The sequence below is a fragment of the Azospirillum sp. 11R-A genome (genome assembly GCF_049472615.1).
Lineage (GTDB): Bacteria > Pseudomonadota > Alphaproteobacteria > Azospirillales > Azospirillaceae > Azospirillum > Azospirillum palustre.
The window spans coordinates 344,351-363,235 of record NZ_JBCEBL010000001.1; the positions used below are offsets into that span (position 1 = coordinate 344,351).

At 68.5% G+C, this 18,885-nt stretch carries 18 protein-coding genes; 10 read left to right on the forward strand and 8 right to left on the reverse strand.

Annotated features, from left to right (window positions below; translation table 11 throughout):
- Positions 1–93: 93 nt before the first annotated feature.
- Positions 94–708: a 30S ribosomal protein S4 gene (gene rpsD, locus VH569_RS01720; protein WP_098739186.1), complete on the reverse strand. Its 615-nt coding sequence runs from the start codon at positions 706–708 to the stop codon at positions 94–96.
- A 255-nt stretch (positions 709–963) separates the two neighbouring features.
- Between rpsD and VH569_RS01725 the strand changes: the two genes are divergently transcribed.
- The 4 genes from VH569_RS01725 to VH569_RS01740 all read left to right on the forward strand — a co-directional run bounded on the left by VH569_RS01725 (position 964) and on the right by VH569_RS01740 (position 4,297).
- Positions 964–2,133, forward strand: coding sequence for an NAD(P)/FAD-dependent oxidoreductase (locus VH569_RS01725; protein WP_423313512.1), 1,170 nt, complete (start codon positions 964–966; stop codon positions 2,131–2,133).
- A gap of 125 nt (positions 2,134–2,258) precedes the next feature.
- Entirely contained in the window at positions 2,259–2,735 is a 477-nt protein-coding gene (locus VH569_RS01730; RefSeq protein ID WP_098739184.1) for an Hsp20 family protein, read from the forward strand.
- A 92-nt stretch (positions 2,736–2,827) separates the two neighbouring features.
- Positions 2,828–3,049 (forward strand): DUF1150 family protein, encoded by a 222-nt coding sequence (locus tag VH569_RS01735; RefSeq protein WP_098739183.1) that lies wholly within the window; start codon positions 2,828–2,830, stop codon positions 3,047–3,049.
- Between the two features lie 171 nt (positions 3,050–3,220).
- Entirely contained in the window at positions 3,221–4,297 is a 1,077-nt protein-coding gene (locus VH569_RS01740) for a hypothetical protein (protein ID WP_109048952.1), read from the forward strand.
- 19 nt (positions 4,298–4,316) lie between these two features.
- On the opposite strand, the gene VH569_RS01745 is transcribed toward VH569_RS01740, so the two are convergent.
- From VH569_RS01745 to rmuC, 4 genes are all read right to left on the reverse strand, one after another.
- Entirely contained in the window at positions 4,317–4,517 is a 201-nt protein-coding gene (locus tag VH569_RS01745) for a hypothetical protein (RefSeq protein ID WP_247879685.1), read from the reverse strand.
- 134 nt (positions 4,518–4,651) lie between these two features.
- Positions 4,652–6,679, reverse strand: a complete 2,028-nt coding sequence (locus VH569_RS01750; protein ID WP_423313515.1) for a methyl-accepting chemotaxis protein — start codon at positions 6,677–6,679, stop codon at positions 4,652–4,654.
- 174 nt (positions 6,680–6,853) lie between these two features.
- Positions 6,854–7,072, reverse strand: coding sequence for a hypothetical protein (locus tag VH569_RS01755; RefSeq protein ID WP_376957079.1), 219 nt, complete (start codon positions 7,070–7,072; stop codon positions 6,854–6,856).
- An 82-nt stretch (positions 7,073–7,154) separates the two neighbouring features.
- Positions 7,155–8,612 (reverse strand): DNA recombination protein RmuC, encoded by a 1,458-nt coding sequence (gene rmuC, locus VH569_RS01760; protein ID WP_423313517.1) that lies wholly within the window; start codon positions 8,610–8,612, stop codon positions 7,155–7,157.
- 147 nt (positions 8,613–8,759) lie between these two features.
- Between rmuC and VH569_RS01765 the strand changes: the two genes are divergently transcribed.
- A complete protein-coding gene (locus VH569_RS01765; RefSeq protein WP_423313519.1) occupies positions 8,760–9,368 on the forward strand; it encodes an NUDIX hydrolase in 609 nt (202 codons plus the stop codon).
- An 8-nt stretch (positions 9,369–9,376) separates the two neighbouring features.
- Here VH569_RS01765 and VH569_RS01770 read toward each other — a convergent pair whose 3' ends face one another.
- Complete coding sequence (locus VH569_RS01770) at positions 9,377–10,612, reverse strand: ChaN family lipoprotein (protein ID WP_423313521.1); 1,236 nt, start codon at positions 10,610–10,612, stop codon at positions 9,377–9,379.
- A gap of 302 nt (positions 10,613–10,914) precedes the next feature.
- On the opposite strand from VH569_RS01770, the gene VH569_RS01775 reads away from it, so the two are divergent.
- Positions 10,915–11,652 carry an SDR family NAD(P)-dependent oxidoreductase gene (locus VH569_RS01775; protein WP_098739178.1) on the forward strand — a complete coding sequence of 246 codons (738 nt, stop codon included), beginning with the start codon at positions 10,915–10,917 and terminating at the stop codon, positions 11,650–11,652.
- Positions 11,653–11,703: 51 nt separating this feature from the next.
- On the opposite strand, the gene VH569_RS01780 is transcribed toward VH569_RS01775, so the two are convergent.
- A complete protein-coding gene (locus VH569_RS01780) occupies positions 11,704–12,867 on the reverse strand; it encodes a pyridoxal phosphate-dependent aminotransferase (protein WP_423313524.1) in 1,164 nt (387 codons plus the stop codon).
- 55 nt (positions 12,868–12,922) lie between these two features.
- Positions 12,923–14,254 carry a gamma-glutamyltransferase gene (locus VH569_RS01785; RefSeq protein WP_423313526.1) on the reverse strand — a complete coding sequence of 444 codons (1,332 nt, stop codon included), beginning with the start codon at positions 14,252–14,254 and terminating at the stop codon, positions 12,923–12,925.
- 67 nt (positions 14,255–14,321) lie between these two features.
- On the opposite strand from VH569_RS01785, the gene VH569_RS01790 reads away from it, so the two are divergent.
- The 4 genes from VH569_RS01790 to VH569_RS01805 all read left to right on the forward strand — a co-directional run bounded on the left by VH569_RS01790 (position 14,322) and on the right by VH569_RS01805 (position 18,846).
- Complete coding sequence (locus VH569_RS01790) at positions 14,322–15,698, forward strand: M48 family metalloprotease (RefSeq protein ID WP_423313528.1); 1,377 nt, start codon at positions 14,322–14,324, stop codon at positions 15,696–15,698.
- A 161-nt stretch (positions 15,699–15,859) separates the two neighbouring features.
- Positions 15,860–17,290 carry an esterase-like activity of phytase family protein gene (locus VH569_RS01795; RefSeq protein WP_423313530.1) on the forward strand — a complete coding sequence of 477 codons (1,431 nt, stop codon included), beginning with the start codon at positions 15,860–15,862 and terminating at the stop codon, positions 17,288–17,290.
- A gap of 133 nt (positions 17,291–17,423) precedes the next feature.
- Positions 17,424–18,203 carry a DsbA family protein gene (locus VH569_RS01800; RefSeq protein ID WP_423313532.1) on the forward strand — a complete coding sequence of 260 codons (780 nt, stop codon included), beginning with the start codon at positions 17,424–17,426 and terminating at the stop codon, positions 18,201–18,203.
- Between the two features lie 13 nt (positions 18,204–18,216).
- Positions 18,217–18,846: an HAD family hydrolase gene (locus VH569_RS01805; protein WP_423313534.1), complete on the forward strand. Its 630-nt coding sequence runs from the start codon at positions 18,217–18,219 to the stop codon at positions 18,844–18,846.
- The last annotated feature ends 39 nt before the right edge of the window (positions 18,847–18,885 follow it).

Consider the following 18,885-nt stretch of genomic DNA (forward strand, 5'->3'; position numbering starts at 1 on the left):
TGCCGGCCCGGCAACACCGGAACGCTGCGGCCCCAAAAGCAAAAAGGCCGCTCCCGAGGGAGCGGCCTTTCGCATTCGGCAGGAGCCGACCGATCAGCGCGAGTAGAACTCGATGACCAGGTTCGGTTCCATCTGGACCGGGTACGGAACGTCGGCCAGCAGCGGGGCGCGGACGAAGCGGCCCTTCAGCGCGCTGCTGTCGACTTCCAGATAGTCGGGGATGTCACGCTCGCCGGAAGCGGCGGCTTCCAGGATCAGCGCCATCTGCTTGGACTTGGCGCGCACCTCGACGGTGTCGTTGTCCTTGATGCGGGCCGAAGCGATGTTCAGGCGGCGGCCGTTGACCAGGATGTGGCCGTGGTTGACCAGCTGGCGCGCGGCGAACGGGGTCGGCGCGAACTTCATGCGGTAGACCACGGCGTCCAGACGACGCTCCAGCAGACCGATCAGGTTCTCGCCGGTGTCGCCCTTGCGGCGAACGGCCTCGGCATAGACGCGGCGGAACTGCTTCTCGCCGATGTTGCCGTAGTAGCCCTTCAGCTTCTGCTTGGCCATCAGCTGCAGACCGTAGTCCGACGGCTTCTTGCGGCGCTGACCGTGCTGGCCCGGGCCATACTCGCGCTTGTTCAGCGGGCTCTTGGCGCGGCCCCACAGGTTGACACCAAGGCGGCGGTCGATCTTGTACTTGGACTCTTGACGCTTGCTCATAACTCTCAGGCCTCGTTGGACACGAGTTGATGTTGTCCCGGTAGTTCCGTCCGCCTTGTTCAGGCGGCAGACGGGGCGTCAAAAATTGCGCGCGCCCGCTTTCCCAGGAGGTGAAGGCGCGCACAATACCCATTGGCACGGCCGAGTCAAGCCCGACGCATATGCGGGTTCGACGGCATATCCGGAACCTCTTGCACGCCCCGCCCTTTTCCGCTCCCCTTCCCGGCGGCGCAGGCGGCAGGCAGGAATGACGCGATGGAACGGGTGGAGTGCGTGGTCGTCGGGGCGGGCGTGGTCGGTCTGGCGGTGGCGCGGCGGCTGGCGCGGGCCGGGCGCGAGGTGATCGTGCTGGAGGAGGCGGATGCCATCGGCACCGGCACCAGCTCGCGCAACTCCGAAGTCATCCATGCCGGCATCTATTATCCGACCGGCAGCCTGCGCGCCCGGCTGTGCGTGCCCGGCCGCGACGCGCTCTACGACTACTGCGCCGCCCACGGGGTGGAGCATCGCCGCATCGGCAAGCTGATCGTCGCGACGGAGGAGGCGCAGTTGCCGAAGCTGGCGGCGATCCGCGCCCAGGCGACGGCAAACGGCGTCACCGACCTGACGGAGATCGACGCCGCCACCGCGATGCGATGGGAACCGAACCTGCGCACCGTCGGCGCCCTGCTGTCGCCCTCCACCGGCATCATCGACAGCCATGGGCTGATGCTGGCTTTGCTGGGCGACGCGGAGGACTCCGGGGCCATGCTGGCGCTGCTGAGTCCGCTGGAGCGCTCCCACCGCACCGCGGCCGGGTTCGAGCTGGAGGTCGGCGGGGCGGAGCCGATGCGCATCGCCTGCTCCACGCTGGTCAATGCCGCCGGGCTGGGTGCCTGGGCCGTTGCCCGCGGCCTGGAGGGGCTGGAGGGGCTGGAGGCCGCCCACGTGCCGCCGCGCGTGCTGGCAAAGGGCAACTACTATGCGCTGGCCGCCGGCCGCTCCCCCTTCTCGCGGCTGGTCTATCCGGTGCCGGTGGAGGGCGGGCTGGGTGTCCACCTGACGCTGGACCTTGCCGGACAGGCCCGTTTCGGTCCCGACGTGGAATGGCTGGGCGACGTGAATGGCGGGATCGATTATACCGTCGACCCCGCCAGGGCCGACTCCTTCTATGGCGCGGTCCGCACCTATTGGCCGGGGCTGCCGGACAAAGCGCTGGTACCGGCCTATTCCGGCGTCCGGCCGAAGCTGAGCGGGCCGGGACAGCCGCAGGCGGACTTCCTGATCCAGGGGCCGGGCATCCATGGGGTGGCCGGGCTGGTCAACCTGTTCGGCATCGAATCGCCGGGCCTGACTTCCTGCCTCGCCATCGCCGACGCGGTGGCCGTGGAGCTTGGCGAGGCTCCTGAGATTCTTAACCATTCCAGAGGCGCACAGGGTTCTTGACCGCAGCCGCGGCTCTCCCAATCTATAGGCATGGCGGCGCCGGCAGATGCTGGGCCGCCGACCCGCCGGGCGCCGGAAACGGGCCCACCTTCCGCAACTCGCTCCCGTCGTGAGGAGGATGCGTCGTGACGACTCGCCTTTCGCTTTTCAACAGCCCGCTGCTGCTCGGCTTCGACCAGTTCGAGCGGACGCTCGACCGGATCGCCAAGAATTCGGCCGAAGGCTATCCCCCCTACAACATCGAGCAGATCGGCGACGACGGCCTCCGCATCACGCTTGCCGTGGCCGGTTTCACCTCCGATGACCTGTCGGTCCAGATCGAGGACAACCAGCTCGTCATCCGCGGCCGCCAGACCGATGACAAGTCGCGCGTCTACCTGCACCGCGGCATCGCCGCGCGGCAGTTCCAGCGCAGCTTCGTGCTGGCCGAAGGGATCGAGGTGGTGGGCTGCTCGCTCGACAACGGGCTGCTCAACATCGACCTGACCCGCCCGATGCCGGAGCCGAAGGTCCGCACGATCAAGATCGAACAGCCGAAGAAGACCGCCGCCGGTGCGATGCCCCGCACCATCGACGTGTCCGCCGACGGCCGGGACGACTGATTCCCCTTTCCCGCTGTCTTCCCTGATACTCTCACCCCCGATACTCTGCACGCGCGGCCGCCCATGACGGGGAGCCGCGGGAGACCAAGACCATGATGCACGATACCCACAGCCAGCTGCGCCAGCTGTCGACCCAGGATTTCGCCAGCTTCGGCCTGGGCGACGTCGCCTATGTCCGCCCGGTGGAGATGGACGGCGCCGCTGCCTTCGCCATCCATGCCGCCGACGGCACGCCGCTGAGCGTCGTCGCCGACCGCGAACTGGCCTTCGCCGCCATCGTCCAGAACGACATGGAGCCGGTCAGCGTCCACTGACCGCCCGCCGCGGCGCGCCGGCAGGAGGCCCCCCGGGCCTCTCGGCACGCTGCGGCCTGTTGCGCGGCAATCCGCCACATCTCGATCCTTGTCAGCCCTGACTCCTGTTGTAAGGTGCGCTCTGCGATAATCGCCGGCATGGGACGCGAGACGGCAGTGGGAGACGGTCGGTTGGACGGTGGGGCAAGCGATACGGCGGCGGACGCGAAGTCCACGCCCGATACGGAACAGCGCAAGACCTGGGACGACGAGGCCCGCGATTCCCTTCACATCCTGCCTTTGTCGGCGATCCCGCTGGAAACGCCCGGTCTTCAGCATGCGCGCCTGATCAAGAATGTCCGGCTTCAGACGGTGGTGGAAATGTTCCGCGACGCCCAGGCCGGCAGCGGCCAGGTGTCTCCCCGCCACATCCCCTCCTATTTCGAATCCTACAAGGACGAGGTCGAACGCGATCTGGTGAAGCTGGAGAAGATCGGCGCCGCCTCCAGCTTCGACGTCTATTCCTCGCGGATCGAGTTGCGGCGGCTGAACATCGACGTCAACAACGTCGAATCGCTGACCCTGTCCGACCGCAAGAAGGCCGAACTGACCAGCTACATGCGGGTCTTCACCCGCCCGCTGATGGAATATGTCTATGGCACGGAGGAGCTTCAGGTCGCCGACGTGACCGACATCATCCAGCTGTTCGCCAACCCCAACCGGGACGAGGCCCTGCGCAACCTGCGCATGATGGCCGACCGGCTGGACATCGGCCTGAACGACATCCCGAAGTTCCTCGAGGAATATGGCGACATCTTCCTGTCGCTCGCCTATTTCCGCAAATGCCTGGACGAGATCGTCCCGGAGGTTCAGCGCTTCGTCAGCTGGATGGAGGAGATCCGCAGCTCCGCCGAGGTCAAGCGCGACTCCCGCCAGATGCGCATGCTCGACGAGATCGCCCGCGACCTCACAGACATCGCGACTTCCATCACCGGCCGGTTCGAGAGCTTCGACAACCGCTCCAAGGATTTCTGGAGCGACATCAACGCCGACACCTTCCGGTCGATCCGCGAGCTGATTTCCTCGCACCACGTCACCATCGGCGGCGTGCTGTGCGGTCTGGCGGTGAAGATGAATTTGTGGAAGCACCGCTTCGCCCGCGGCGGCGGCGGCCCCAACCGCCGCATGGAATTCGTGAAGTCGGAGATCCTGCCCGGCCTGTCCCACATCAAGGCGCTGGAACAGTCGGCACGCACCGGGCACATGTAGGCCCGCTCAGGCTCCCGCATCAGTCCATCGACAGCATCTTCCCCATGCCGTTGTCCAGCAGGATGGTGGCGAACAGCGTCAGAATCGGGACAAGGAACATCAGCCCGATGACGCAGCGCACGACCAGATCCTTGCGCCGGGCGGACCGGCAGAGCGGGCAGTCGTTGGGACCATGCCCGTAATCGGACCCGCAATAGGGACAGGCGGTGGTTTCGACCATGGCGAGCGGGCTTTCAGAATGGGCCGGCGGCCCTGGAACCGACGCCATTCTGAACCCGGCAACCGCCGAACCGTCATGAAATCACTGTCATGATTAGGGGCATTGTCTGACCGCAACGAGGCAGCCGCAACCGTTCAGGCGGCGCGGTCGAGCGCGGCCAGCCCGGCGACGCTGCGGCCGAACTGCGCGGCAAAGCGGTCGCGCTCGGCACCCGACAGGGTGAAGGTGACATGGAGCCGGCCGGCACCGCCGCGGTCCAGCGCCCGCACAACGGCAGCCACCGGCTCCAGCCCCGGCAAGGTGATGCGCAGTGCGCTCCCTTCCGCCAGACCGGACCATGCCTCCTGCGGCAGCCCGCTCAGCTGGGCGCCGCCTTCCGACGCATTGTCGACCGTCACCGGCAGTTCGCGCCCGCCCACCGACAGCCGGCCGGGGCGGTTCAGCGGATAGCGCGGGGCGGACCGGCGGTTCACCTCCGGCGTGGCCGTGCGGATCGCTTCGATCAGCACACGGCGGAGCTGGTCGATGCTGGCGGCGACGCGGACGGACAGGCTGTTGACCTCGCTGGCGCGCTCGCCGGTCGCGGTCGCCTCCTGCGAGACGGCGGCGATGCGGGTCGCCACCTCCTGCGCGGCGTTGGAGGTCTGGACCACATTGCGGGCGATCTCGCCGGTCGCCGCCTCCTGCTCCTCGATGGCGGCGGCGACGGTGGCCGACACGGTTTCGACGCCGCGCACCCGCTCGGCGATGGCGCGCACGGCGCTCACCGCCTCGGCCGTGGTGGCCTGGATGGCGGCGATCTGGCTTTCGATCTCGTCCGTCGCCCTTGCGGTCTGGCCGGCCAGCAGCTTCACCTCGCTGGCGACGACGGCGAAGCCCTTGCCGGCCTCCCCTGCCCGCGCCGCCTCGATGGTGGCGTTCAGCGCCAGCAGGTTGGTCTGGCCGGCGACGTCGTTGATCAGGTCCGTCACCTCGCCGATGCGGGTCACCGCGTCGGCCAGACGCTGGATAGTCTCCTCCGCCCGCACCGAGGCGCCGACGGCGTCGCCGGTCATCGTGGTCGCGGTGCCGATCTGTGCCGCGATCTCGCGGATGGAGGCGCTGAGCTGTTCCGACGCGGCGGCAACGGTCTGGGCGTTCGACAGCGCCTGGGTCGCGGCCGCGGCGACATTCTGGCTGTTGTCGCTGACCGCGCGGGCCGATTCGGCCATGCGGGTGGCGTTGCCGGCCATCTGGCTGGTCTGGCTGGCCACCACGTCGACGGCGTTCGACGCCTCCATCTCCACCGTTTCGGCCATGCGCAGCAGGGCCGCCTGCTTTTCGCGCTCCGACCGCTCGCGCTCCTCGTCACGCAGGCGGCGCAGGCGCTCGGCCTCCTCCGCATTCTCCTTGAAGACACGCAGGGCCTGCGCCATCGCCCCGACCTCGTCACCGCGGTCGGCCCCGGGAATGGCGACGGTCAGGTCGCCCTGCGCCAGGGCCCGCATCGCGGCGGTCAGCTCTCCCACCGGCCGCACCACACGGCGCCGGATGCCGAACACGCCGAGCACCACGACCGCCAGCACCAGGGCCGAGACGCCCCACACCGCGGTCATGAACAGGTCCTCACGCCCGGTGGCATAGACCTCCGTCTCGCTGTTGTAGCGGTTGGTGTCCTCGACGATGCGGTCGACGACGGCGCGGTGGGCGGCATAGGCCTCGGCGATCGCCGCGTAAGAGGCACGGGCCGCCGCCTCGTCCTTGCGGGCCAGCGCCGGCAGGAACTTCGTCTCCACCTCGGTCCAGAAGCGCATCACCGGCGTGTGGGAGGTCCGGGTCAGCTGGGTGAGCAGCGACGGCTCGAAGCTCTCCTTGAGCCAGTACTCATGCCGCTCGTCATAATCCTTGCGCAGTTGCGCCAGCCGCGCCCGGCGCTGCTCGACCGACGCCGGATCGTTCATCGCCAGCGTCGCCTCCAGATAGGCTTCGATCACATATTCCGGCGGCGGCAGGATGTCGGCGATCAGATCCTTGCCCAGCACGATGCGCTGGTAGATCGGCCCGCCCACCTTCAGCTCGCGGATCGCCAGCGCACCGGTGACGACCACCGCCAGGAAACCCAGCGTGACCACCACCCCGAACAGGTTGGTAAGCGCGGCAATCCGGAGGTTTTTCAGCATCATGCAACCCCTGCGCAGAAACGACGGCATGGGGTTGCTTCTCAAAATAACGCTAATATGACAAGTAAAAAACTTGCTCGATTATCAGTGAAAACATAAATGATGTTTCGTTATGCGGGTTGCCCGCAGATTGTGCAGGGTTCTGCGCAAGGGCCGACCAAAGTGCTGGGATCGATCTCAAGTCAAGACCAAGGTGCCGACCCAGCCGACCAGGGCCAGAATCACCAGCATCACCAGCAGCGCCACGATGACGGCGTTGGTGCGGCGAATCGACCGGCAGCGCGGGCACCCCTCCTCGGCGGCAGGATAGCGGTGGGCACAGCGGTCGCAGCGGACGGTCTGTTCGGTTGCCGTCTGTTTGGTGGCTGTTTGGCCGGTTGCCGTCTGGTCAGTCATCGGCGGGTTCCATCGGATCGATAAAGCTGTCAGGCCGCAGGGATAGCACGCCGGCGCCTCTGCATCCATCGGTCGGAATGCCTCAATCGGCCGCGGTGGTCTCGACCGGCGGCACCGCGCGCAGTTCCGTCGCCTGCAGGCGGCGCGGGCTGTGGTCCAGCGGTTCGAGCAGCGGCATCTCCGCCCCCTCCGGCGCAGCATGCAGGTCGCGGAAACGGCGCGCGCTCACCAGCACCCGCGATTCCAACGTGCCGACCGCGCTGTTGTAGGAGCCGACGGCCTTGTCCAACTGCCCGCCCAGCCGGTCCATATGGCCGCCCAGGTCGGACAGGCGCTTGTACAGCTCGGCCCCGAGCGCGCTGATTTCGCGGGCATTGTCGGCCAGCCGCTCCTGCCGCCAGCCATAGGCGACGGCGCGCAGCAGGGCGATCAGGGTGGTGGGAGTGGCCAGGATCACGCGATGGTCGATGCCGGCCTCGATCAGCGCCGGATCCTGCTCCAGCGCTGCCGAGAAGAAGTTCTCGCCGGGCAGGAACAGCACGACGAATTCCGGGCTGTCGTCGAACTGGTCCCAATAGCCCTTGGTGCCCAACTGCTTCATGTGGTCGCGCACATGGCGGGCATGGCGGACCATGCCGTCGCGCCTGACCGTGTCGTCGACCGCCTGGATGCCGTCCAGATAGCCTTCCAGCGGGGTCTTGGCATCGACCACGAGGGTCTTGCCGCCGGGCAGCGTGACGATCAGGTCGGGGCGCAGCCGGCCGCTGTCGACCGACACCTGCTCGACGAAATCACAGTGGTCGAGCATCCCCGCCATCTCGCAGACCCGGCGCAGCTGGATTTCGCCCCAGCGCCCGCGCGCCGCCGGGGTCCGCAGGGCCCGGACAAGGTTGCCGGTTTCCGTCCGCAACTCGCCCTGGCTCTGGACCAGCGATAGTACCTGCTGCTTCAACCCCTCATAAGCGCCGGCCCGCGTGCTTTCCAGTTCGCGGATCTGTCGGTCCATCGCCTCCAAACTCTGGCGCACCGGATCGACGATGGCGGCGATGGCGGTCTGGCGCTTGTCCAGATCGCCCTTCGCCTGCTCCTGGAAGCCGGCCAGCGTTTCCCGGGCCAGATCGAGGAAGCTGCGGTTGTTCTGGTGCAGCGCCTCCGCCGACAGCGCCTTGAAGCTGTCGGCCAGCGCCGCCTGCGCGCGCTCCAGCAGCGCCATCTTTTCCGCCGCCGCGGTCCGTTCGGCCTCCAACCGGGTGGACAGCTGGGCATGGCGTTCGCGGGCGTTGGCGACCTCGCCATGCAGGCGGGCGATCTGGTGGTCGCGCGCTTCGATCTCCTCGCGCAGATCGCCCTCGGTCCGCTCGGCGAGGTCGAGGCGGGTGGCGAACTCGGCATGCAGAGCGGCGGCCGCCGCTTCGGCCCGGCCGGCAGCGGCGCGCAGCACCGCCCAAGCAACGGCGGCGCCCAGCAGCAGACCGGCCGCAAGCCCTATCGCCAGCGATGCGCCATCCACCACCATCCCGTTGACCAGGAACTGCGTCACCCCAAATCCCCTCACCTCTGGACTGGGAGCAGCCTATCGGAACGAATCGCGAATTGGAACAGGGCGCGAACACACCGAGGACAGCGCCGGCCCGGCTTTCGCTTTCTCCGCTTGCCCAACCAAGGAGACCGCGCCATATCGGAAGCCATGCCAGACGACACTCTCCCCGACGACAAATCCCCCGATAACGGCAAGTACGATTGCGGCCCGGATTGCGGCGGCCCGCGCGTCCGCGCCATCCCGCCCGGCGAGGACCGTGAACGGCTGATGTGCCCGGACTGCGGCTATATCGCCTATCAGAACCCGCTGATCGTGGTCGGCGCCGTGGCGACCTGGGAGGATGGCCGCATCCTGCTCTGCCGCCGCGCCATCGAGCCGCGCAAGGGCTATTGGACCCTGCCCGCCGGCTATATGGAAGAGCGCGAGAGCACCCGCGACGGCGCCGCCCGCGAAGCCTGGGAAGAGGCACGGGCGCGCATCGACATCGACCATCTGCTGGCGATCTACGACATCCCGCGCATCAGTCAGGTCCAGATGATCTTCCGCGCCCGCCTGCTCTCGCCCGATGTCGAGCCGGGCCCGGAAAGCCTGGAGGTCGGCCTGTTCGAGTGGAAGGACATCCCCTGGAACGAGCTTGCCTTCCCCACCGTCGTCTGGGCACTGCGCGAGCATCGTGAGCGGCTCGGCCACTCCGACTGCGCCCCGGCGGTCAACCCCACGCCGGACGCGCTCGCCCGGTGGGAGAAGATGCTGTAAGGGCCAAGTCAGGGTTGGGGCGGGTGCGCCGCTCCGTCCGTCGGGAACTTCGCCACCACCTCCTGCTCGGCCCCATCGCGCCGGATGGTCAGCGGCAGCCAGGTGCCCGGCGCCTGCCGGCGGATCACCGCGACCAGATCGGCGGGCGCACGCACCGGCGTGCCGGCGGCGATCAGGATGCGGTCGCCGGTGCGTAGGCCCGCCGCCGCGGCCACGCTGCCGCTGCTGACCGCCCCTACCGTGATGCCTTCCGGACCGGGATCGAGCTGCACGCCCAGCTTGGGGCGCTGCGGCTCCGCATCCTCCCGTTCCGGCCCCAGGCCGAACACCGCATCGGCGATGCGGCCATCCAGCTCGTCACAGTCACGGTCGGCGTCCCAGGGCAGCAGCACCGCTGCATCGCCGATGCCTAGATCGGCCAGCTGGTGCGGAACGCCGTCACGGCTGGCGACATGCCCCTCCCCCAGGATGCCGACCACGAGACGGCCGGTGGTGCGGCGGGTCTCGGCGACCTTCTCCGCCATCGCACGGTCCCAGACGCCTTGCGCCTCGATGAAGCGCTTGACCGCGCTGTCGGGCGCGTCGGCCGGTGCGGCGGAGCGGGCTTCGGAGCGGTCGTGCGCCGCCAGCGTCTCGGTCAGGCGGTTGCGGTAGGCCTCCGTCGGGGCAGCGGGCGTGCCGACGCCCTCGCGCTCCGCCTCGGGGATGGTGGCCCAGCCGTTGCGGGCGGTACGGCCGATCAGCGACCGTTCCACATTCAGCGCCACCACCGGCAGCCGGTGCAGGCGGGCGAATTGCAGGATCGGCAGGTAGAATTGCGGGTCGAAGCCCCAGACCGTGCGCCAGTCCGTCGCCTTCAGGAACTCGCCCTCCGTCATCCCGCCCGCCACCCAGCGGTCGAGCACCGGCTGCAGCCGCCGCGGCAGCATCTCCATGCCCACGGCAAGATCGGGGTTCAGGGCATGCAAGCCGGCAAGGGTGTGCAATTGCCAGCGATGGTGGTCCGCCTTGTCATGCTGCTCCCCCAGCAAAACCACCGGCGCCTCGGCAAGGCGGCGCAGCAGCGGCACCGGCTCCACCGCCGCGCCGGCACTGTCGGCCCAGACGCCGGGCGGCACGCAGGCGACCCGCAAGGGCTCCGCAGCCCAGCCGGTCGACACGGTCAGGGACAGCGCCGTGACGGTCAGCAGGACAAGGCGACGGCGCAGTACGGACGCAAGGGGACGGAAGGGCTGGCGCGGCAAGGGCTGGCTCCGTCTTGCGGGGATTCGCCAAGGTTGGCGCTGCCGGGCGCAACGTCAATGGACAAGGCCGCCGATTGCGTCGTTCTGCCGCGCCATATGCCGCCTCCGGCGCGGACCGGACAGCCGGGAGAAGCTGGCATACTGGCGGATGACAGGCGGTGCGGGGGCGGGTAGGATCGCCCCAGGCGGTGGACCACCGGCGGATGAGGGGGCCTTCGATCCCCCCATCCGGAACTCCCGAGGCCGTTCCCAGGGCGTCCGCTTTCCCCGCCGACCGCAATCATTCGTGAAGCGCAGCCCCCATGCCGCACCGCAAAGTCGTCATTCTCACCGGCGCCAGCCGGGGTATCGGACACGCCACCGTCACCCGGTTCAGCAACGAAGGCTGGCGCGTGATCTCCTGCTCGCGCGAGGATGTGCCGGCCCATTGCCGCCGCGATCCCAACTGGACCCACCACATCCCGGCGGACCTGTCGGACCCCGCCAGCCGCGCCGCCTTCGTCGAGGAGGCGAACAAGGCGCTGGACGGCGCGCCGCTGCACGCCCTGATCAACAACGCCGGCATTTCGCCGAAGACGCCGATCAAGGAGCGGCTCGGCTGCCTGAACGGCTCGATCGAGGGCTGGCATCGGGTGTTCGAGCTGAACTTCTTCGCCGCCCTGGTTCTGGCACGCGGCTTCGCCGCTCCGCTGTCGCGGGCGAAGGGGGCAATCGTCAACGTCACCTCCATCGCCGGCCATTCGGTGCATCCCTTCGCCGGCTCGGCCTATTCGACCTCGAAGGCGGCGCTGTCCGGCCTGACCCGCGAAATGGCGGTGGAGTTCGCGGAGATCGGCGTCCGCGTCAACGCGGTGGCCCCCGGAGAGATCGAAACGGCGATGACCGGCCCGGAATATGACGTGCTGATCCCGCGCATCCCGCTGAAGCGCATGGGCACGCCGGAGGATGTCGCCGCGGTGATCTTCTACCTGTGCGGCCCGGACTCGGCCTATGTGACAGGGACGGAGACCTTCATCACCGGCGGACAGCATCTGTTCTGAACGGGAGGACGGCGGGGGCCGCCGCAGCGAAGGCCCCCGCCGGAAAACGTCCTATTTCCCGGCCCGCCAGGCGATCAGCCGCCGCGCCGCCTCGGCGATGGTCGCTTCCGACCCGGCGAAGCTGAAGCGCAGGAAGCGGCGGCCGCGCGCAGTGTCGAAATCGATGCCGGGGGTGCAGGCGATGCCCGTCTCCTCCAGGATCCGCTTCGCCAACGCCTCGCTGTCGTCGGTCATGTCCGACACGTCGGCATAGATGTAGAAGGCGCCGTCGGCCGGGGCCATCTTGGTGAAGCCGGCCTTCGGCAGTTCCTCCAGCAGCAGCGCACGGTTGCGGGCATAGCGGGCGACGTGGCCGTCCAGCTCTTCCGTGCAATCGAAGGCGGCAACCGCCGAGACCTGGCTCAGCGTCGGCGCGGAGATGAACAGGTTCTGCGCCAGGCATTCGACGGAGCGCAGCAGATCGTCCGGAACGATCATCCAGCCCAGCCGCCAGCCGGTCATCGAGAAATATTTGGAGAAGCTGTTGACCACCAGCGCCTGATCGTTGACCTCGGCCGCGGTGACCGCGCCGGTGCCATAGGTCAGGCCGTGGTAGATCTCGTCCGACACCATGCGCACGCCGTTGGCGCGGCACCAGTCGGACAGCGCGGTCAGTTCCTCCCGGCTCAGCATCGTGCCGGTCGGGTTGGCCGGGCTGGCGACGATCAGACCCTGCACCGGCTCGTCGAGCGCCTCCAGCAGTTCGACGGTCGGCTGGAAACGATGCTCCGGCCCGGTCGGCAGTTCCACCGGGACCACGCCGGCCGCAGTCAGGGTGTGGCGGTAGGCCGGATAGCTGGGCGACGCCATCGCCACCCTGTCACCCGGATCGAAGGCGGCGAGAAAGCCCAGCTGAAACGCACCCGACGACCCGGTGGTGACGACCACGCGGCCCTCCGGCACCTCGACGCCGTAGCGGTCCTTGTACCATTTGGCGATGGCGGCGCGCAGCGGCGGGATGCCGAGCGCCCCGGTGTAGCCCAGCGGATCGGTGCCGACCACCGCGGTGGCCGCCGCCTGCACCACGCCCTTCGGCGCGCCGCTGGACGGCTGCCCCACCTCCATATGCAGGACCTCCAGGCCGGCGGCTTCGCGCTCGGCGGCGGCGCGCATCACTTCCATCACGAAAAAGGGCGGAATGGCGCCCCGCTTGGAAACCTTGGGCTGCTTGCTCATGATCGTCCGTCTCTACCTGTCGCCGGCCTTGGGCCGGGCCATTATTGTCCGGGACTCAGTCCCGCTTGCGCTCGCTTTCCACCGTCAGCGCGAGGCTGCCGGCACGCGGGTCGTTCGCCGTCTGGCAATAGCGGATCCCGTTCTCGGTCGATACCCGGCAACCGATGAAGCTGACGCGACCGGGAATGGATTGCGGCCGGGCTGCCTGAATCTGCGGCGCGGTGGAGGTCTCCTCCAGACCGGACGGCAGGGCGACCGACAGCAGCGCCGCCGGGCCGGCGGCCGGGCCGTCGTCGCCGTTGGCGGTGCCGACCCCGGCGAACAAAGTGCGGCCGACGATGGAGTTGGCGATCAGCGCAGGCGCACCGAAATCGCCGCGGTCCACCCCCTGGGCCACCAGCATGCCGGTGCCGGGGATGCCGCGGCCGGTGCCGAAGGGCGCTCCCTGGGTGAAGGCGCAGGCGGCGCCGTTCTCGTCGGGATCGATCACCATCACGCCGGCTCCTGCGGCAGCCCCGGTGGTGGTCGGCCCCTTTCCGGTGGCGCCCAGCAGCTGGGCGGCACGGGTGGCGCGCTCGGCCGGCGGCAGAGACGCCACCGCTTTCCAGGCCTGGACCAGGGCGGCACCGGTCTCCGGATCGCTCATGTCGGGAACATGCAGATCGGTGATGTCGAAGGGCACGGTCAGTGTGCCGCCGACGCGCGGCTGGTAGGCACGCAGCTGCGCCGGGTCGATGCCGGCGCCCTGGGCAACCGTCGCCGCGAGCGGCCCGTTGTAGAAAGCGCCCACCCCCTGGCGTCGCAGGACCGACAGGGTCGCCGCCAGCTCCGGCTGGCCGACCACGGCGCCGACCGCCGGAGTGCCGCTGCCGAGGAAGCGCCGCCTCGTCTCCGAGTCGGGCGCCAGCCGCCCGCCGAAGGTGCCGAGATCCTGCACCAGCGCGCGGCTGAGGCCGGGGGAGAACTGGGCCAGCTGTTCGGCCGGGGCGACGACCTGTTCCCACCGCATCGCACCCGCGGCAGCCTGGACGGCATACAGGCCGCGCGCCATCGCCGGCATGGCGACGCCGCCGGCACCGGCCGGGCGCGGCAGAAAATCGATGGTGCGGGCCTTCTTCGACGCCGCGTCGAACAGCACGCAGACGCCGCCGCCGGTCAGCCCGACGCGCGACGGCAGGCTGGCGGTCATCGCCAGGGCCATCGCCGCGACCGCGTCGCCGGCCTTGCCGCCCTGGGCGATGATGTCGCGACCCACACCGGCGGCATAGGGCTCGTCGGCGACGACGAAGCTCTGAACCGTGGCGTCGGTCTTGAACTTGGTGTTGACGCAGCCCGGCAGCAGTGATGCAGCTATGGCAACCGCGCCCAACCGTTGCCAGATTTGCAAGCGAGTGTGTCGCGGGCTCCGCCGGTCGTGCGCGGGGGTCCGCTGTTCCAAGCCGGAGGTCGTCACGGTGCGCAAGCCCAGCAGGCTGGTTTCGGTCGTCGCCATCATGTCCGTATGTCTGATGTCGCTGGTGTGGGGAGCGCCACCGGCGAGCGCGCAGCGCCGGTCGGAGATGCAAATCCTCAGCGACGCCGAGACGGACCATATCATCCGCAAGATGGCCCGGCCAATCTTCCAGGCGGCCGGCATCGACCCGGACTCGGTGCAGATTCTGCTGATCAACGATCCGACGGTGAACGCCTTCGTCGCCGGCGGACAGAACATCTTCATCCACACCGGGCTGCTGCTGGACGTCGACAACGCCGACCAGCTGCTGGGCGTCATCGCGCACGAGACCGGCCACATCTCCGGCGGCCATCTGGTCCGCGGGGCCGAGGCGATGGACAATGCCTTCCTCGCCTCGCTGCTCGGCATGGGTCTCGGCATCGCCGGCGGTCTGGCCTCGCGCAATGCCGGCGCCGGTGCGGCCGGCGTCATGCTGGGCCAGCATCTGGCGGAGCGGAACTACCTGTCCTTCTCCCGCACCCAGGAGGCCTCGGCCGATCAGGCCGGCCTGTCCTTCCTGGAACAGTCGGGCATCTCCGCCAAGGGGATGGAGACCTTCCTGGAGAAGCTGGGCGTCAACGACCCGCTGATGAACGACCGCGACGCCGGCTATCGCCTGACCCACCCGCTGACGCGCGAGCGCATCGACGCGGTGAAGGCCTTCGTTGCCCGCTCCCGATACAGCAATGCCCAGCTGCCGTCGGCAACGGAGGCCGACCTGCGGCGCGTCCAGGCCAAGCTTTTCGGCTATCTCGACCCGCGTGGCGCCCTGGTCCGCTACAAGGTGAACGATCCGTCGCCGGCCGCCCGCTACGGCCGCGCCTATGCCTATTTCCGCCAGGGCGACGTCAAGCAGGCGACGCCGCTGGTCGACGGCCTGATCGCCGACGAACCGAAGAACCCCTATCTCTACGAGATGAAGGGCGACCTGATGCTGCAGACCGGCCGGGCGCCGGATGCGGTGGCCCCCTATCGGAAGGCGGTGGAGATGGCCGGTTCCGATGCCGGCACGATCCGCGTCTCCCTCGCCCATGCCCTGCTGGAGCAGCATGATCCCCGTCTGGCCGACGAGGCGTTGAAGAATTTGCAGATCGCATCCAAGGGCAAGGCCCAGTCGGCCTTCCTGTGGCGGCTGACTGCCCAGGCCTGGAGCATGAAGAAGAACGACGGCATGGTCGCCTACGCCACGGCGGAAGAGGCGCTGGCAAGAGGCGACATGCCGATGGCCAAGGCCCAGGCGGAGCGGGCGGAAAGGACGCTGCCTGCCGGATCGCCCGGCTGGCTGCGCGCCCAGGACATCCGCGGCCAGACCGGCGGGGCCGACAAGCCGGAGCGCTGACGGGATTGTCGGGGTGCCCGGGTCATATGACCAAAGCGTCCTTCCGGTAACGCAACGGTCATTGAACCGTCCCGGCCACGTCATCGCCGCTTGCTATTCCGCGGACATCGAGCGCGCCTGAGTGAAACAGGGCGCGCGGTTCCGTCCACGGAGTACACCGCATGCCGTCAGTCCGCCTGCCGTCCTGGCGCCTCTCCCCCTGGCGTGGCGCCCTGCTTGCCACCGTCGCCCTGATGTCCGCCAGCCTGACCGTTACCGCCGCCCATGCGCAGGACCAGCAGGCCAAGCGCTATCCCGCCACGCTGGCCGGCCATGCGGTGCTGCCGGCCGACACGCTGGTACAGGCGCCGGCCGACGCCGGTCCGCTGTTCGCCACCGCCGGCAAGTTCACCAACGCCGACCGCAAGCGCGTCGACGCCGTGGGCACCATCCGCGCCACCTCCTTCGCCGCCGACCCGAAGGCTCCGCGCGAGACGGAGATCATGCTGCCGGTCGCAGGCCAAGCGGTGCAGGGCTTCTCCGCCGTCGTGCCGCAGCCCAATGGCGAGTTCCTGGCCCTGACCGACAACGGTTTTGGCAGCAAGGTGAACTCGGTCGATGCGCTGCTGATGGTCCACCGCGTCAAGCCGGACTGGCAGAGCGGCGCCATGCAGCGGCTGGAAACGACCTTCCTGCGCGATCCCGACCGCAAGATCCCCTTCGCCATCGTCAACGAGAACACCGGCAGCCGCTACCTGACCGGTGCCGATTTCGATCCCGAATCGCTGGTGGTCCAGAACGACCGCCTGTTCATCGGCGACGAGTTCGGCCCCTATATCCTGGAACTGAGCCGTGACGGCGTGGTGATCGCCGTGCATGAGACGGTGATCGACGGCAAGCCGGCCCGCTCGCCCGACCACTACCGCAACAACGGTCTGCCGGCGGTGCCGGGCGCCGTCAGCTTCGAGGTCCGCCGCTCCCGCGGGTTCGAGCCGATGGGGGTGTCGCCGGACGGCAAGACGCTGTACCCGTCGCTGGAAGGCCCGCTGTGGAACGCCGCCGCCAACGCCTTCGAGAACAAGGACGGCCGCGCGTACACCCGCATCCTGGAATTCGACGTCGCCAGCCGCACGTACACCGGCAAGTCGTGGAAGTACAGGCTGGAGGACAACACCAACGTCGTCGCCGACATGGCGATGATCGACGCCGGCAGCGCCCTGGTGATCGAGCGCGACGACACCACCGAAGGGGCGAAGACCCAGGCCTGCCAGGGCGAGGTCAAGCCGGACTGCTTCAACGCGCCGGCCGCCTTCAAGCGCATCTACAAGATCGACATCGCCGGGGCGGATGCCGAGGGCTTCGTCCGCAAGGTCGGCTACATCGACCTGACCGACATCGCCGACCCCGACCGCAAGGCCCGCGCCGGCCAGGCCCCGGAAGGCCGCTTCGTCATGCCCCATCTCGGGCCTGAGGGGGTGAACATCGTCGATGGCGACCACATCGTCGTCGTCAACGACAACAACCTGCCCTATTCCACCGGCCGGACCATCGGCAAGGCCGACGGCGACGAGATGGCTCTGCTGTCGGTGGGCGAACTTCTGCGCGCCCGCTGACGGCTGACGGGTGACGGCCGCTCGCTGAAACGTGAGGTCCGGGCAGGCGTTTTGCGCTTGTCCGGACCGGATTGTCGGTCCAGTGTGGGCGGCCTTCGGCCCAATGCCCTTCGTGTTTCGGAGACTGCCCCCCATGCGCCGCCTTATGCGCCCCGCCCTGCCGTTCCTGCGTTCCGCCCTGCTCGCCCTGCCCGTCGCGGCGCTGGCGCTGTCCGCCGCCGCTCCGGCCCATGCGCAATCGGCGAGCTTCGACGGCAACCAGAAGGCTGCCATCGAGAAGATCGTCCGCGACTATCTGATGGAACATCCGGAGGTGATCCTGCAGGCCGTCGACGCCATGCAGGAGCGCCAGAAGACGGCGGAGGCCGAACAGGCCCGCAAGGCGCTGACCGAGAACAAGCAGGAACTGCTCCGCAACCCCGCCGATCCGGTCATCGGCAACCCGCAGGGCGACGTCACGGTCGTCGAGTTCTTCGATTACCAGTGCGGCTACTGCAAGGCGGTACAGGCTGACACCCAGTCGCTGATCAAGGGCGATCCCAAGCTGCGCTTCGTGCTGAAGGAATTCCCGATCCTGGGGCCGGCGTCCCTGGTCGCCTCCAAGGCGGCGCTGGCATCGCGCGGTCAGGGCAAGTATGTCGAATTCCACAATGCCCTGATGGCCCAGCGCGGCCAGCTGGACGAGGCGGTCATCATGCGGCTGGCCAAGTCGGTCGGTCTCGACACCGACCGGCTCAAGAAGGACATGGAATCGCCGGACGTGCTGAAGGTGATCGCCGCCAACCAGGCGCTTGCCGAGAAGCTGAACATCCGCGGCACCCCCGCCTTCGTCTTCGGTGACGAGCTGGTGCCCGGCGCCATCAAGCTGGACGATATGAAGCGGCTGACCGACGCCGCCCGCGCCAAGGGTTGAGGCAGATCGTTCAATGACCGGAATGACCGAGCGGGCCAAGCCGTGCGTCGTCGTCTTCGACGTCGGGCAGGTGCTGATCGAATGGGACCCGCGGCATCTCTACCGCGAACTGTTCGACGGCTATGAAGACCTGATGGAGGATTTCCTCGACGGGGTCTGCACCCCGGCCTGGAACCTGGAGCAGGACCGCGGCCGCCCCTGGAAGGATGCGGTCGCCCTGCTGACCGAGGAGCATCCGGACTGCGCCGAGCTGATCCGCGCCTATGACGACATGTGGGAGCGCATGGTGCCCGGCCCAATCCCCGGCACCCCGGACATCCTGGCGGAGCTGAAGGCCCGCGGCGTCCCCGTCTATGCCATCACCAACTTCTCGGTCGACAAGTTCGAGCTGACGCGCAAGCGCTTCGACTTCCTGAACGGGTTCGACGGGATCATCGTTTCGGGTGAGGAACGGCTGGTGAAGCCGGATCCGGCGATCTATCGGCTGCTAATGGATCGTTACGGTCTCGATCCGAAGGAGTGCTATTTCATCGACGACAACCCCGACAATGTCGAGGCGGCAAAGTCGGTGGGAATGTCGGCGCACCTGTTCCTGGGTGCCGAGGCGCTGCGGCGGGACTTGGAGGCGTTGGGAGTGCTATGACGCAGGAGCCGACGCTCCCACCCAAAGCACTCCGCGCAA

Coding starts and splice junctions, on each gene's coding strand:
- VH569_RS01795 (WP_423313530.1), top strand. CDS start 15,860: ATGCCGTCAGTCCGCCTGCCGTCCTGGCGCCTCTCCCCCTGGCGTGGC.
- VH569_RS01725 (WP_423313512.1), top strand. CDS start 964: ATGGAACGGGTGGAGTGCGTGGTCGTCGGGGCGGGCGTGGTCGGTCTG.
- VH569_RS01780 (WP_423313524.1), bottom strand. CDS start 12,867: ATGAGCAAGCAGCCCAAGGTTTCCAAGCGGGGCGCCATTCCGCCCTTT.
- VH569_RS01775 (WP_098739178.1), top strand. CDS start 10,915: ATGCCGCACCGCAAAGTCGTCATTCTCACCGGCGCCAGCCGGGGTATC.
- VH569_RS01765 (WP_423313519.1), top strand. CDS start 8,760: ATGCCAGACGACACTCTCCCCGACGACAAATCCCCCGATAACGGCAAG.
- VH569_RS01745 (WP_247879685.1), bottom strand. CDS start 4,517: ATGGTCGAAACCACCGCCTGTCCCTATTGCGGGTCCGATTACGGGCAT.
- VH569_RS01805 (WP_423313534.1), top strand. CDS start 18,217: ATGACCGGAATGACCGAGCGGGCCAAGCCGTGCGTCGTCGTCTTCGAC.
- VH569_RS01750 (WP_423313515.1), bottom strand. CDS start 6,679: ATGATGCTGAAAAACCTCCGGATTGCCGCGCTTACCAACCTGTTCGGG.
- VH569_RS01800 (WP_423313532.1), top strand. CDS start 17,424: ATGCGCCGCCTTATGCGCCCCGCCCTGCCGTTCCTGCGTTCCGCCCTG.
- VH569_RS01755 (WP_376957079.1), bottom strand. CDS start 7,072: ATGACTGACCAGACGGCAACCGGCCAAACAGCCACCAAACAGACGGCA.
- rpsD (WP_098739186.1), bottom strand. CDS start 708: ATGAGCAAGCGTCAAGAGTCCAAGTACAAGATCGACCGCCGCCTTGGT.
- VH569_RS01735 (WP_098739183.1), top strand. CDS start 2,828: ATGATGCACGATACCCACAGCCAGCTGCGCCAGCTGTCGACCCAGGAT.